At 42.3% G+C, this 12,930-nt stretch carries 12 protein-coding genes; all 12 read left to right on the top strand.

Translation table 11 applies throughout. The annotated features are described in order from the left end of the window. Positions 1–48: 48 nt before the first annotated feature. The 12 genes from DUT71_RS19420 (at position 49) to DUT71_RS19360 (ending at position 12,854) form a co-directional block, all read left to right on the top strand. Entirely contained in the window at positions 49–873 is an 825-nt protein-coding gene (locus DUT71_RS19420; RefSeq protein ID WP_002981101.1) for an RteC domain-containing protein, read from the top strand. 115 nt (positions 874–988) lie between these two features. Beyond that, positions 989–1,552: a helix-turn-helix domain-containing protein gene (locus DUT71_RS19415; RefSeq protein ID WP_024566623.1), complete on the top strand. Its 564-nt coding sequence runs from the start codon at positions 989–991 to the stop codon at positions 1,550–1,552. Between the two features lie 88 nt (positions 1,553–1,640). Continuing rightward, positions 1,641–4,052, top strand: coding sequence for a heavy metal translocating P-type ATPase (locus tag DUT71_RS19410; RefSeq protein WP_113664206.1), 2,412 nt, complete (start codon positions 1,641–1,643; stop codon positions 4,050–4,052). A gap of 99 nt (positions 4,053–4,151) precedes the next feature. Then, positions 4,152–4,373, top strand: coding sequence for a heavy-metal-associated domain-containing protein (locus DUT71_RS19405; protein WP_024566625.1), 222 nt, complete (start codon positions 4,152–4,154; stop codon positions 4,371–4,373). A 727-nt stretch (positions 4,374–5,100) separates the two neighbouring features. Next, positions 5,101–5,976, top strand: a complete 876-nt coding sequence (locus tag DUT71_RS19395; protein ID WP_113664231.1) for a DUF3347 domain-containing protein — start codon at positions 5,101–5,103, stop codon at positions 5,974–5,976. A gap of 14 nt (positions 5,977–5,990) precedes the next feature. After that, the gene (locus DUT71_RS19390; RefSeq protein ID WP_113664204.1) at positions 5,991–6,296 is read left to right on the top strand and encodes a phosphoribosylpyrophosphate synthetase; all 306 of its coding nucleotides are present in this window, start codon (positions 5,991–5,993) and stop codon (positions 6,294–6,296) included. Between the two features lie 18 nt (positions 6,297–6,314). Continuing rightward, the gene (locus tag DUT71_RS19385) at positions 6,315–8,435 is read left to right on the top strand and encodes a heavy metal translocating P-type ATPase (protein WP_113664203.1); all 2,121 of its coding nucleotides are present in this window, start codon (positions 6,315–6,317) and stop codon (positions 8,433–8,435) included. A 5-nt stretch (positions 8,436–8,440) separates the two neighbouring features. Next, a complete protein-coding gene (locus DUT71_RS19380) occupies positions 8,441–9,100 on the top strand; it encodes a DUF3347 domain-containing protein (protein WP_113664202.1) in 660 nt (219 codons plus the stop codon). Between the two features lie 11 nt (positions 9,101–9,111). Then, entirely contained in the window at positions 9,112–9,636 is a 525-nt protein-coding gene (locus tag DUT71_RS19375; RefSeq protein ID WP_113664201.1) for a DUF305 domain-containing protein, read from the top strand. Positions 9,637–9,662: 26 nt separating this feature from the next. Next, positions 9,663–10,079 (top strand): hypothetical protein, encoded by a 417-nt coding sequence (locus DUT71_RS19370; protein ID WP_113664200.1) that lies wholly within the window; start codon positions 9,663–9,665, stop codon positions 10,077–10,079. A 32-nt stretch (positions 10,080–10,111) separates the two neighbouring features. Beyond that, a complete protein-coding gene (locus tag DUT71_RS19365) occupies positions 10,112–10,567 on the top strand; it encodes a heme-binding domain-containing protein (protein WP_070566710.1) in 456 nt (151 codons plus the stop codon). 13 nt (positions 10,568–10,580) lie between these two features. Further along, positions 10,581–12,854 (top strand): multicopper oxidase family protein, encoded by a 2,274-nt coding sequence (locus DUT71_RS19360; protein WP_113664199.1) that lies wholly within the window; start codon positions 10,581–10,583, stop codon positions 12,852–12,854. The last annotated feature ends 76 nt before the right edge of the window (positions 12,855–12,930 follow it).

Below are 12,930 nucleotides of genomic sequence, written 5' to 3'. Positions count from 1 at the left end.
TATTTGGGCTTCTCTATTATTGTTTAAAAAATAGATTTAGGATAACGGATGGATAAATTTTATAACGAAACGCTGGCTAAGCTGGAAAACGAAATCAAAGAATTTGAGATTGAAGCAGACTGTTCGATAGAACGCATTGAAGCAGTTATACAACTTATTATCAAATGTTTATTCGACGTAAAAAAATATATTTTAAAAAGAGGATTTAAGAATGTTGATGAAGAAATTCGCTTTTTTAAATATCAAAAGCCAATTATCGTTTCAAAGCTCATCTATTATAATGCCATCTATAAAATCGAAACGAGAAGACCGTATGGAAATAAGCGTACCAAGAAATATTTTGTCAAAGAACTGAAAAAGCTAAAAAGGTTCTTTGAAAATAACCTTGATTTTTATAAGTATTACCGTAGCAATAATTCTTTCTTTGACGAACAATTTTTTGTACGTGGCAAGCACGATATAAGACTATGGTTAGACACTTTTTATTTTGAGGCAGACCATCGCTTTTCTACTTCGCACGATTATAAGGTTGCCAAGATAATTGCTAATGACCTGATACAGGTATATTTGGAAGACAGGTTAAATAACATCAACGTTAAAAAGGTTTCAGATAATTCGTTGATATGGACAGCAAGCAAAACTGCACTCACGGAACTCATTTATGCACTGTACTCCCACGGTGCATTTAACAATGGGAATACAGAAATAAAATTGATAGCCAAAACGTTTGAAGATGCCTTCAATATTGAGTTAGGCGACTTTTACCATACGTTTATGGAACTTAAAGCCCGCAAAATAAACCGAACGAAATTCCTCGACAGGCTGTGTGAAGCACTGATAAAGAAAATGGACGAACAAGATGAAAAACAGTAAGTATATATGTACACAGGCTTTATTCCTCTTGGCAAGAAGTCAGAGTAATTAAACTTAAATTGTAAATTTGTTTATTGCTTATGTATTAAATACTAAACGTAGTCAGTAAATAAATATGAATACAATCTTTATTAAAAATATGGTTTGCGACCGTTGCATTATGGTGGTACAAAACGAATTGGAAAAACTGGGATTAGATGCTAAAAATATAAAACTGGGCGAAGTTATTCTTTCCAAAGAAATAACATCTCTGGAAAAAGAGAATTTGTCCAAAACTTTAGAGCCATTAGGATTTGAAGTAATTGACGATAAAAAAGGCAGGATAATAGAAAAGATAAAGAACATTATCATTGACCTGGTACACCATCAGGATAGTGATGTAAAAACCAACCTTTCCGATGTATTGAGTGACAAATTGCATCACGATTACAATTACCTGTCCAATCTGTTTTCAGAGGTAGAGGGTACAACCATTGAAAAATACTTTATCGCCCAAAAGGTGGAGAAAGTCAAAGAATTGTTGGTGTATGATGAGTTGTCATTAAGTGAGATTGCGAACCGCCTAAATTATTCGAGCGTGGCATATTTGAGTAACCAGTTTAAAAAAGTTACCGGGCTAACACCAAGCCATTTCAAACAGATTAAAGAGGATAAAAGAAAACCGTTGGATAAAGTGTAAGTAAATCTTACAAATCAAATCCAAAATTTCACAACAGTACCAATAAATATAATAGCCAATTTTGTATTGTTAATTAAAGCAGGCAAATATGGCGACAAACAGAGAAAATATATACATTCCATTGGAGGATGTAGAAAGCGAACACTGTGCATTAATCGTTGAAAAGGGATTGGCACAGGTAAAAGGCGTAGAAACCCATAAAGTAGAGCTGAACAACCGCAGGGCAGCGATTACAGTAGATAGCAATGAAACCGTAGGCGAAGCTGTTAAGGCAATTAAAGATTTAGGTTACGGAGTTCCTACGGTTAAAAGTGCTTTTCCGGTATTGGGCATGACCTGTGCATCCTGTGCGGGCAGTGCCGAAAGCATTGTTAAATACCAACCGGGAGTAGTTAATGCTTCCGTGAACTTTGCAACGGGCAATCTTACCGTGGAATATCTGCCCAATATGACCGATGCCTCCACCCTGCAAAAAGCGGTTCAGGGAGTAGGTTACGACCTATTGATTGAAGACGAAACCAAGCAGCAGGAAACGCTTGAAGCCATCCACGAAAAGAAATTCCGAACCTTGAAAAACAAGACCATTTGGGCAATTATCCTTTCCCTGCCCGTGGTAATCATAGGAATGTTCTTTATGGATATGCCCTATGCAGACCCGATAATGTGGCTCTTTTCCACACCCGTTGTAATATGGTTGGGCAGGGATTTTTTTGTAAACGCTTGGAAGCAGGCAAAGCACCGTTCCGCCAATATGGATACGCTGGTGGCATTGAGTACAGGTATTGCCTACCTGTTCAGTGTTTTCAATATGCTGTTTGCCGACTTTTGGCATCAACGGGGACTGCACGCCCACGTATATTTTGAAGCGGCTGCCGTTATTATCGCATTCATCCTGTTAGGGAAACTGCTGGAAGAAAGAGCCAAAGGCAACACCTCTTCTGCCATTAAGAAGCTGATGGGCTTGCAGCCAAAAACGGTCATCGTGGTACAGGCGGATGGAACGGAAAAGCAGACCGCTATCGAAGACGTAAGCGCAGGCGATGTGATACTCGTAAAGCCCGGTGAAAAGATTGCGGTAGACGGCATGGTCATATCGGGCAATTCGTATGTGGACGAAAGCATGTTAAGCGGTGAGCCTGTACCTGTATTGAAAAAAGAAAAAGAAAAAGTATTTGCAGGAACGATTAACCAAAAAGGCAGCTTCCGGTTCAAGGCGGTAAAAGTGGGCAGAGAAACCATGCTTGCCCACATCATCAAAATGGTGCAGGATGCACAGGGAAGCAAAGCACCCGTACAGAAACTGGTCGATAGGATTGCGGGCATCTTTGTTCCCACAGTGATAGGCATTGCCATCCTGACATTTACACTATGGTTGATTTTGGGAGGCGAAAACGGGGTTGTTCAAGGTCTGTTGGCAGCCGTTACGGTATTGGTCATTGCCTGCCCCTGTGCTTTAGGCTTAGCGACACCCACCGCTATTATGGTAGGCGTTGGTAAAGGTGCGGAGAAAGGCATTTTGATAAAGGATGCCGAAAGTTTGGAACTGGCCAAAAAAGTAAATGCCATCGTTTTGGACAAAACCGGAACCATCACCGAGGGAAGACCACAGGTAACGGGCATTAAATGGCTGAACAATGAGGACACCGCAAAAGAAATCCTTTTGAGCATCGAAAAGCAATCCGAGCATCCATTGGCAGAAGCCGTAGTGAAGCATCTTGATGAGGTAGCGACCACCTCTTTATCCATGTTCGACAGCATTACGGGCAAAGGCGCAAAAGCAGACCATGACAACGAAACCTATTATGTAGGCAACAAAAAGCTATTGGCAGAAAACAACATTGCCATTGCCCGCGAATTACAAGACCAGGCCGAAGAATGGGGCAAACAGTCCAAAACCGTTATTTGGTTTGCAAACAGCAAACAGGCTCTTGCTGTAATCGCTATCGCCGATAAGATTAAGGAAACATCGGTGCAGGCTATCCGGGACATGCAGGAAATGGGCATTGACCTGTATATGCTGACCGGAGATAATGAAGCTACCGCTAAAGCCATTGCGGAGCAGACAGGCATCAAGCATTACAAAGCCGAAGTTTTGCCACAGCACAAAGCCGACTTTGTGAAAGAACTGCAAAGTAAAGGAAAGGTAGTGGCAATGGTGGGCGATGGTATCAACGACAGCACCGCATTGGCAACAGCCGATGTAAGTATCGCAATGGGCAAAGGCAGCGACATCGCAATGGACGTAGCCAAGATGACCATCATTTCATCCGACCTGACCAAAATACCGCAGGCAATACGCTTGTCCAAACAGACCGTAGCCACCATCAAGCAAAACCTGTTCTGGGCGTTTATCTACAACGTAATCGGCATTCCGGTAGCGGCAGGCATCCTTTACCCTGTTAACGGCTTCCTGCTCAACCCGATGATTGCGGGTGCGGCAATGGCATTGAGCAGTGTGAGCGTGGTCAGTAACAGCCTGCGGTTGAAGTGGAAGAAATAAAACAGTAAATCTCACAAATCAAACAAGAAATTACACAACAATACTGAACTGAATAGTACGGAAATTTGCATAATCAGATAACTTTAAAATTTATTAACAATGGAAAATAAACAATTTCAATTCAAGACGAACATCAATTGCGGCGGTTGTATCGCATCTGTAAAACCGCACTTGGACAAGGCAGAGGGCATATGCCATTGGGAAGTGGACACGGCCAACAAGGACAAGGTACTTACAGTGAAGTCCGAGGGCATTACCGAGCAGGAAGTAATATCGACCGTACAAAAGGCAGGCTTCAAAATAGAACCTTTGAATGCCTAAGCCAACTACCTTTTGAAATGTCCTTTTTCCGACCGAATTTTCTGAAGGTTGGGTTGCCGAAAAAGGCATTTCATCAAACCCTGAAGAAAGAGGATATCTTGTTGTGGTCGTAACATTGTTTGTTTATATAGAGAAATTTTGCCTATATAGCAAAAAAAAATGTAAAAACAATATAAAAAACCAATCTTATTTGTAACTTTGTTGAGTTGAAAAATTATAGAATACATATAGGCATTTTGACACTCTTCTGTCTGGTTTTCTTTATGATACCAAGCCAGAGTTTTGCCTGTTCCAAAAATTCGACAAAGACCGAGCGGTCCTGCTCAAAAGAGAAATCCAAAAAATCAGAACATAAAAAAGGTTGTAAGGGCAAATCCTGCAAAAAATGCAAAAGCGGCAACTGCGATGGTGGTTGTTCACATAGCTCTTGCAGATGCAGTGCTTCAACTACCTCCCTATACTTACCAATCCCAATCGAATTAAAAGCTAAAAATCCATTTGCTGAAGTTAAAAAGCAAAAATTCGGTTTCAAGGAAGCCTACTATTCTTCGGGATTTTTCTTCATTTGGCTACCTCCTAAAATAAGCTAAAACTATGGCCTGATAGCCATAGGTGTGCCTTGTCAAAAGCTATTCCGGCTTTTGCAAATCCCCTATTTGTACTATTTATTTTAAAATTCAAGGGAAATGGGTTTGCTAATACCCCTTTTCCGAAAATGTATATTATTATGAAATCATTATCAAAAATAGTGATGGTAATCGCCGTATTACTATCATCAATAAACGTGTTTGCACAAATCAAGAATGCGAAAACGGAAACCGTAAAAATTTATGGCAATTGTGGTATGTGCAAAGCCACCATCGAAAAAGCAGGTAACGTAAAAAAGGTAGCCAGTGTGGACTGGAACAAAGATACCAAGATGGCTACGCTCACGTATGACGGCGACAAAACAAATCAGGATGAAATCCTGAAACGTATCGCTTTGGCTGGTTATGACAGCGAGAAGTTCCGTGCGCCGGATGACGTATATGCTAAACTGGCTGGTTGCTGCCAGTATGATAGACCCGTGAAGACGGTTGCCAAAAACAAAGAGGCTGGCATGGACATGAATGCCGGACATGGCAATCACGACCATAGCCAAATGGCAGCTAACAAAGATGCAGCTCAAAACCAATCACAGCTAAAAGCTGTATTTGACAACTACTTTTCAGTGAAAGACGCTTTGATAAAAACCGATGCGGCGACCGCATCTGCCAAAGCCGCTGAATTGGCTGCATCCCTTAAAGCAGTCGATATGAACAAGCTATCGGCAGAGGAACATACGGCTTGGATGAAAGTGATGCAGGATTTGACGGCCAATGCGGAAAGCATTTCAAAATCAAAAGATGTTGCAAAACAAAGAAGTGCTTTTGCGGCACTTTCGGAAAGCATCTACACACTTGCCAAAGTTTCTAAGCAGGATACCCCCGTTTATTACCAGCACTGCCCTATGTACAATGGAGGTAAGGGAGCCAATTGGCTAAGTAAGGAGAATGCCGTTAAAAATCCATATTACGGCTCACAAATGCTTACCTGCGGCAGTACGGTCGAAACCATTAAATAACAGGTCTGAAAGCTATGGTACAGTACAATGACATGGTGCAGGCGCTTAAAGACCTAAGACAACGTGGGTACAGTATGGACTTTAGTCTGTTGCCGGACTGTCTGTACTGTACGTCAAGGAGCCTGAAACTAAAACCGGAGGATTTTACGGTTACGGAAACTCATAGGTTTGAAAGCCTCGACAGCAGTCCTGATAACAATGCCGTGATTTATGCCATATCGTCCAATGATGGTAAGAATAAAGGCGTACTTGTTGATGCCTATGGTACTTATGCCGAAGAAATGACCCATGAGATGGCAAAAAAATTAAGTGCAACATAACTTTTAAAACCCCTTGTTATGAAAAAATATACTTGTCCTATGCACCCACAGGTGCTAAAAGACGAACCGGGCAAATGCCCGCTCTGTGGCATGGCATTGGTTCCCGTTGGCGGTGCGTCAGTTTCTCATGAACACACATCAGAACATGGGCATTCCGGGCATTCTCAACATGGCCATGCTGATGAAACCTTTAATAAACATGAGGGACATCATACAGGCGATTTCCTCACACGTTTTTGGATAAGCCTTGTCATTACAATCCCTATCCTGCTCCTGTCTCACATGATACAGCAATGGTTGGGTTTCTCCCTTGCTTTCAATGGCGATAAATATGTGCTGCTGGCATTGGGTACGGTGATTTATAGCTATGGAGGCTTGCCATTCCTAAAAGGAATGATTGGCGAGATAAAAGCCAAAGCCATAGGCATGATGACCCTTGTCGCCATTGCCATATCCGTAGCCTATGTTTATTCCGTAGCCGTTGTATTTGGCTTGCAGGGTATGGACTTCTTTTGGGAACTGGCAACCCTTATTGACATCATGCTGTTAGGGCATTGGCTGGAAATGCGTTCCCAAATGGCTGCTTCACGGGCATTGCAGTCATTGGTGGCTTTGCTGCCCAACGATGTTACCGTGGAACGTGGCGGAGAAGCCGTAAAGATAAAGCTCGAAGACCTGCAAAGCGGTGAAACGGCTATCATAAAACCGGGTGAAAAAATTCCAGCCGATGGATTGGTTCTGGATGGGCTTTCATATATCAACGAGAGTATGCTTACCGGAGAAAGTGTTCCCGTAAAAAAGGAAAAGGACGGAAAGGTCATCGCAGGCTCTATCAATGGCGATGGTGCGCTGAAAGTTAAGGTAACAGCCGTTGGAAAAGACAGCTACCTGAACAGGGTTATCAATCTTGTGCAGGAGGCACAAGCCACTAAGTCCAATACGCAAAACCTTGCGGACAAAGTTGCCAAATGGCTCACCTTTATTGCCATTGCCGTGGGCATAGCCACATTTGCCTATTGGTATGCAAGCAGTGGAGATATTGCCTTTGCGCTTGAAAGAATGGTGACAGTGATGGTAACAGCCTGCCCGCACGCATTGGGCGTAGCAATCCCGTTGGTAGTTGCCATTTCCACAACGCTTTCTGCAACCAATGGTCTGCTTATCCGCAACCGAACAGCGTTTGAAACAACCCGAAAACTCTCTACAGTCATTTTTGATAAGACAGGAACGCTCACTAAAGGCTCACATGCTGTAGAAAAGGTCATTCCATTAACAGAGGAATATAATGCCGATGAGGTTATCCAGTACGCTGCCGCAGTACAGCAAAATTCAGAACACCACATTGCAAAAGGCATCATGGCTACGTTGAAAGAAAAGAGCCTCAACTTATGGAAATCTCAAAACTTCAGCTATATGCAGGGCATAGGTGTAAAAGGTGTTGTAAACGGTAAAAATGTCGTAGCTGGCGGTCCGAATTATTTCACCGAAAACCACCTTCAAATGCCAGAAGTTCCAGCCGAAATCAATCAGGAAGCCGAAACGGTAAACTTCGTTCTCATTGATGATCAGGTAATCGGCATCATTACGTTGGCAGATAGCATCCGTGAGGGTTCGGCACAAGCGATTGATGAGCTCAAAAAAATGGGTATTAAGTCCTTTCTCCTCACCGGGGATAACGACAAGATTGCTGCTGCGGTAGCAGAGAAATTAGGAATGGACGGATATTTAGCCAATGTGCTTCCACACAACAAGCAAGAAAAAGTAAAAGAGTTTCAAGATAAAGGCGAAGTCGTGGCAATGACAGGTGATGGTGTGAACGATGCACCGGCACTGGCACAGGCAGACGTCGGTATTGCCGTTGGTTCTGGTACGGACGTTGCTGCCGAAACAGCGGATATCATATTGGTAGACAGCGATCCGAGGGACGTGGTCAAATTGATCGACTTCGGCAAACTTACCTATAAAAAAATGGTACAGAACCTGATATGGGCGGTTGGCTACAACGTAGTGGCAATACCGCTTGCAGCAGGCGTACTCTATCCAAATTTTATTCTAAGTCCTGCCATGGGCGCTGTACTGATGAGTGTAAGTACCATTGTAGTGGCTATTAACGCAAGTTTTTTAAAAATCAAAAAATAAATAAAATGAAAAATCTAACATTATCAATTATTGCCGTTACCATGGCATTTATAACAGTATCATGCAATCAGGTGTCGAACAAGAACGAGCAATCTTCAAACGATACTTCAGATGTATCACAAGAACAGACAGTTTCCCAACCAAACGGAGGTGATACGATAGCTGCGCCTGGCGTAAGTGAAACACCGAACGGTCAGCAAACAACAGCAACTGAACAAGAAAAGAAATTTTCTATCGCACCCATCGTTACAGATTATCTTTCATTAAAGAATGCCCTTGTTTCAGACAATGACAAAGCTGCAGCCAGTGCAGGAAAAAAACTATTAGCCACTTTGAATAAAGTGGACTTGAAAGCTATTCCTGCCGATAAGCATAAACAGTACATGGAAATAGCGGACGATGCAAAAGAACATGCGGAACATATCAACGAAAATGTTGGCAACATTCACCACCAACGGGAACATTTGGCCTCGCTTGGCGAAGATTTGAAAGACCTGATTGATTTGTTCGGTACATCGCAAACATTGTATCAGGACCATTGCCCGATGTTCAATGACGGTAAGGGTGCTGTTTGGTTCAGCGAAAACAAGGAAATCAAAAACCCTTACTACGGTTCTAAAATGCTGACCTGCGGTAAGGTGGAAAAAACAATTAACAGCAAATAAAATTCAGGGTTATGGAAAATATGCAAAACAGTCACCATGCGGGTCATTCCTCGGAGCATGGCACGCACAATACAAAACATGCTTCGGCCATGTACAAACGCTTTGCGGTGATGGCTTTAGCCATGTTCGCAGTGATGTATTTTATCATGTACGCCATGATTGACGGGTGGCAGAACCTGATACCCAATATCAACAATTTGTACATGACCCTGCTGATGACCTCGGCAATGCTGCTTATCGAATTAGCGATAATGAAAGTAATGTACCCCAACAGGAAGATGAATTGGGCGATAGCCATCATCTCGGTTGCTGTTGGCATCTTTTCATGGTTTGGTATCAGGGAACAAATCAATGTCGGGGACAAGCAGTTTGCAAAGGGTATGATACCCCATCACGCAGCAGCCATATTGATGTCCGAAAAGGCACACCTGACCGACCCGGAACTGATAGAGCTGCAAAAAAATATACTTAAAACCCAAGCGGAAGAAATTGAACTAATGAAGCGCAAGCTAAAAGAGTTTGAAGAAAGTAAATAATAAAATTTAAAAAAACAAGTTTGGACATGAACAAAATAATAATCGGCTTTATTTCCTTATCAGCCCTGCTATTCACCGCTTGCGGACAGGTAGGGTCAAATAAGGATGAAGCGACACAGCATTCGCAGGCAACTCCGGAAAGCCACGGGCATAGTAACCAAATAGGTGAATTGGTTCCATCGGATGAAGTCTGCATGGTCAACGATGCCTATATGGGCAAAAGGCAGTTTGACGTAAAATTTGATGGTAAAACCTATTACGGATGTTGCGAAATGTGTAAGGAACGTATTCCAAAAGATGCGACCGTGCGGATGGCGATAGACCCCTATTCCCATAAGCAGGTAGACAAAGCGAATGCGGTGATTGCTGTGACAGGAAATAACGGTCAAGTTTCTTATTTTGAAAACAAGGAGAATTATGCCAAGTATGTGAAAAAACAGTAGACACAAAAAGATGAAGCCACAATAAAATAATTATGACCATAAAGAAGAAAATCATATTGGGGCTGGCTGTCGTCCTGATTGCCATACAGTTCTTTCAGCCCTTACGGAACCAGGCGGTTGAAGTGCCAGCCACCCATATCGAAAGGGTGTACGCCGTACCCCAAAATGTAAAGGCTATCCTTGTTCAGTCCTGTTATGACTGCCATAGCAACAATACCCATTATCCGTGGTACAGCCGTATCCAGCCCGGCGCATGGTACATGGCAGAGCATATAAAAAAGGGGAAAGAGGAACTCAACTTTAGCGAATTTGGCGACTATTCTGTCCGCAGACAGCGAAACAAGTTCAGGGCTATGGCCGGGCAGGTTAAGGACGGGGAAATGCCGTTGTCATCATACACACTAATTCATCGCAATGCAGTATTGTCACCGGAGGATAAGCAGGTTTTGATAGCGTGGTTTAGCACAATGGAAGACAGCATTAAATAAAATTTTTCAAATCATGAACAGATATAATAAAATACCTATAAGAATTTTGCAAACAGTGCTGATACTGCTTTGCACGCAAACGCTGTTTGCACAGAGAGTGGTGCATTACGAGCTGTATGTAAAAGATACGCTTGTCAACTATGCAGGTAAGCAAAAAAGGGCAATTGCCGTAAACGGGCAAATCCCCATGCCCACCCTTACCTTTACCGAGGGCGACACTGCCGAAATAGTGGTGCACAACCAATTGAAAGAAAGCACATCACTTCACTGGCATGGTGTGTTCCTGCCCAATAAAGAAGACGGTGTGCCCTGGCTTACACAAAAACCCATCGCACCGGGCACAACCTACACCTACCGTTTTCCGATTATCCAGCATGGTACGCACTGGTACCATTCCCACTCAGGATTGCAGGAGCAGATTGGCATGTACGGAAGTTTTATCATGAAGAAAAGAAGCGATGATAAGACATTCAGAAAAGGAATTGACGATTTGCCGACCGTTCCAATTATATTAAGTGAGTGGACAAATCTTAACCCCGATAATATCAACCGTATGCTACACAATGCAAATGATTGGGCGGCCATTAAGAAAGGCGCAACACAATCATATGTTGAAGCTATTAAGGAGGGAAAATTAGGGGTAAAGGTAAAAAACGAGTGGAAGCGGATGCTGGCGATGGATGTCAGTGACGTTTACTATGATAAAATCCTAATAAATGGTAGCCATAGCACCGATTTGAAAACAATTGATGGTAAAAAGCTAAAAGCAGGCGACAAAGTCAGATTGCGTGTTTCCAATGGAGGGGCGTCTTCATATTTCTGGCTACGGTATGCTGGAGGAAAAATTACAGTAGTAGCGAATGATGGGAATGATGTTGAGCCTGTAGAGGTGGACAGGTTAATCATTGCCGTTTCTGAAACTTACGATATTGTAGTGACTATCCCTCAAGATGGTTTGGCTTACGAGTTCTTAGCAACAACCGAAGACAGGACACAATCTGCGAGTTACTTTATAGGTGATGGGGTCAAACAGCTTATTTCTCCACTCCCACGATTGAAGTATTTCGAGGGGATGAAGATGATGAACGATATGATGAAAATGAATGGCGATTTGGACGATATGGGCATGAAGATGAGCCTTAACCAAATGGACATGAATGTAGTGATGTATCCCGAAATTACCGGAGATGCAACAAAAAAAGCAGACCACAGTAAGCATGAGGGTATGGATATGGATAACGACGCTAACCGTTACAACGCTAATGCCTTGGGAGACATCAAAACATTAAATTATGCTATGTTGCAATCACCTTATAACACCTCTCTTCCAAATGATGCGCCTGTAAAAGAGTTGAAATTCACACTTACTGGCAACATGAACCGCTATGTATGGAGCATGGATAATAAAATACTTTCGGAAACTGACAAAATACCTGTAAAAAAAGGAGAAATTCTACGGATTACCATTTATAATAATTCAATGATGCGGCATCCAATGCATCTTCACGGATTTGATTTCAGGGTGATAAACGGAAAAGGCGAAAAATCGCCGCTTAAAAATGTGTTGGATATCATGCCTATGGAAATAGATACCATTGAGTTTTTAGCAAATGAGGAAGGTGATTGGTTCTTTCATTGCCATATATTATATCACATGATGGCGGGAATGAACAGGGTCTTTGAAGTTGGAGACTACAATAACCCCTATCTACCCGACAAGGCAAAAGCCTATAAAGAATTGCAAAGAGAAAGTAATATGCCTCATTTTATGGCACAAAACGATTTTGCAACCAATGGTAATGATGGAGAAGCTATGCTAATGAATGCACGCTACCAATTAGGAACAGAATGGCGTTTAGGCTATAATAGTATGCACGGTTATGAAGTAGAAACCCATTTAGGTAGATACATTGGAAAGATGCAATGGTTCATGCCCTTTGTAGGTTTTGATTACCGCTACCGTAAAATGGGAGAAGATGAACACGAAAAGAACATATTTGGACAAACCAACAAGAAAGACACCCGCAGGGCGTTCAGTTTAGGGTTTATGTATACGTTACCTATGCTGGTCAATTTTCAGGCAGAAGTATATCATGATGGAATTGTGAGATTGCAGTTAATGCGTGAAGATATACCAATTTCAAAAAGACTAAGAGGTGGTTTTATGGTGAATACCGACTTAGAGTATATGGGAGAACTTAGGTATATCATTAATAAGAATATAGGTATACGTACCCACTATGATAGCGATATGGGCTTTGGTGTGGGGCTGGCATTGACTTATTAAAATTAAATAACTAAGGGTTGTAAACTGTAGATTTCGTTGAAAGTAACCACTGCCTTTCGTTCCAAGCTGGTCACCC

It is taken from the genome of Pedobacter nanyangensis, assembly GCF_003313505.1.
Classification (GTDB): Bacteria; Bacteroidota; Bacteroidia; order Sphingobacteriales; family Sphingobacteriaceae; genus Pedobacter; species Pedobacter nanyangensis.
This window is presented reverse-complemented; position numbering and strand designations above follow the sequence as displayed.

Coding starts and splice junctions, on each gene's coding strand:
- DUT71_RS19420 (WP_002981101.1), top strand. CDS start 49: ATGGATAAATTTTATAACGAAACGCTGGCTAAGCTGGAAAACGAAATC.
- DUT71_RS19415 (WP_024566623.1), top strand. CDS start 989: ATGAATACAATCTTTATTAAAAATATGGTTTGCGACCGTTGCATTATG.
- DUT71_RS19410 (WP_113664206.1), top strand. CDS start 1,641: ATGGCGACAAACAGAGAAAATATATACATTCCATTGGAGGATGTAGAA.
- DUT71_RS19405 (WP_024566625.1), top strand. CDS start 4,152: ATGGAAAATAAACAATTTCAATTCAAGACGAACATCAATTGCGGCGGT.
- DUT71_RS19395 (WP_113664231.1), top strand. CDS start 5,101: ATGAAATCATTATCAAAAATAGTGATGGTAATCGCCGTATTACTATCA.
- DUT71_RS19390 (WP_113664204.1), top strand. CDS start 5,991: ATGGTACAGTACAATGACATGGTGCAGGCGCTTAAAGACCTAAGACAA.
- DUT71_RS19385 (WP_113664203.1), top strand. CDS start 6,315: ATGAAAAAATATACTTGTCCTATGCACCCACAGGTGCTAAAAGACGAA.
- DUT71_RS19380 (WP_113664202.1), top strand. CDS start 8,441: ATGAAAAATCTAACATTATCAATTATTGCCGTTACCATGGCATTTATA.
- DUT71_RS19375 (WP_113664201.1), top strand. CDS start 9,112: ATGGAAAATATGCAAAACAGTCACCATGCGGGTCATTCCTCGGAGCAT.
- DUT71_RS19370 (WP_113664200.1), top strand. CDS start 9,663: ATGAACAAAATAATAATCGGCTTTATTTCCTTATCAGCCCTGCTATTC.
- DUT71_RS19365 (WP_070566710.1), top strand. CDS start 10,112: ATGACCATAAAGAAGAAAATCATATTGGGGCTGGCTGTCGTCCTGATT.
- DUT71_RS19360 (WP_113664199.1), top strand. CDS start 10,581: ATGAACAGATATAATAAAATACCTATAAGAATTTTGCAAACAGTGCTG.